The 1,826-nt window shown below is 29.2% G+C and carries 1 protein-coding gene; it reads right to left on the reverse strand.

All coding sequences use genetic code 11. The features are described 5' to 3' along the window. The coding region (locus O212_RS16755; protein WP_024615991.1) for a SpaA isopeptide-forming pilin-related protein at positions 1–1,826 on the reverse strand (1,826 nt) is incomplete at both ends.

The following is a 1,826-nucleotide window of genomic DNA, read 5'->3' on the forward strand; positions in this document are numbered from 1 at the left end:
CTTTTTAATATTATCTTTTACCGTTACTGAAGCTTGTTTTTCTGCTTCACCTAAAATAATTTTAAATTCATGTTTTGAATTATCTAAATTGTATCCTTCTGGAGCTTTTGTTTCTACGAAATAATAACTTCCTGGTCTTAAGTTTTCTACTTTTATATTACCTTCTTTATTAGTAACATAAGTATCCACCTTAGTTTCCTTTTCACCATTTACTTCATATAAATCAAATGTTGCTCCTTGAAGTTTTTCTCCAGTCTCACTATCCTCTTTAGTAAGACTTACAGAACCTTTTTGAATATTATCTTTTACTGTTACTAAAACTTGATTTTGAGCTTCACCTAATACAATTTTAAATTCATGTTTTGAACTATCTAAATCGTATCCTAATGGAGCTTTTGTTTCTATGAAATAATAATTTCCTGGTCTTAAGTTTTCTATATTTATATTACCTTCTTTATTAGTAACATAAGTATCCACCTTAGTTTCCTTTTCACCATTTACTTCATATAAATCAAATGTTGCCCCTTCAAGCTTTTGATTTGTTTCACTATCTTCTTTTGTAAGACTTACTGAACCTAAAACAACGTCATCATTTGCTGTTATTACTGGAGCTTTATTTGTTTCTCCAAGTACTATTTCAAATTGATATTTTGTATTATTTAAGTTATATCCAACTGGTGCTGTTATCTCTTGGAAGTAATATTTTCCTGGTCTTAAGTCTGTTGCTGTTACTTCTCCAGTACTTCCTGTTGTTACTTTTTCTATTAACTTATTGCTTGAGTCATAAACTCCATAAACAGCTCCTTGAAGTTTTCCTCCAGTTTTACTGTCTACCTTTATAAGTTTTGCTGATCCAAGTATTATTGAATCTTTTGCTACTATAGTCTCTGGATTAACTATTCCATTATTTTTTACTTCTACTGATAATTTTTCATTATTTACTTTATACCCTTTTGGTGCTTGTATTTCTTTAAAGTAGTAATTTCCTGGTCTTAATTTTGTACTTGCTATTGCTTGTCCGTTTTCATCAGTTGTAACTTTTTCTATTAAGTTACCTTTTGAATCATAAAGACCATATACTGCACCTTGAAGAGCTTCTCCGCTATCTTTATCTTCCTTAACTAAAATAGCTTGACCTTTTTTAATATTATCTTTTGCTGTTACTAAAACCTGTTTCTCTGTTTCACCTAAAACAATTTTAAATTCTTGTTTTGAACTATCTAAGTTATATCCTTCTGGTGCCTTAGTTTCAACGAAATAATAATTTCCTGGTCTTAAATCTCCAACTGTTATTACACCATTTTTGTTTGTTGTATATGTTCCAATCTTTGAACTATCTGGCGTAATCAAATCTTTTATAGCTTTTATTAACTTATTACTATCTGTAGCTTTATCATTAACCTTATATAGGTCAAATATTGCTCCTTCAAGTTTTTGGTTTGTTTCACTATCAACCTTAGTAAGTTCTACTGAACCTTTTTTGATATTATCTTTTACTGTTACTGAAACTTGTTTTTCTGCTTCTCCAAGTACAATTTTAAATTCATGTTTTGAATTATCTAAATCGTATCCTACTGGAGCTTTTGTTTCTATGAAATAATAATTTCCTGGTCTTAAGTTTTCTACATTTATATTACCTTCTTTATTAGTAACATAAGTATCAACCTTAGTTTCCTTTTCACCATTTACTTCATATAAATCAAATGTTGCCCCTTCAAGCTTTTCACTTGTTTCACTATCAACCTTAGTAAGTTCTACTGAACCTAAAATAACATCATCACTTGCTGTTATTACTGGAACTTCACTTGTTTCTCCAAGTATTATTT

The organism is Clostridium sp. Ade.TY (assembly GCF_000498355.1).
Lineage (GTDB): Bacteria > Bacillota > Clostridia > Clostridiales > Clostridiaceae > Clostridium.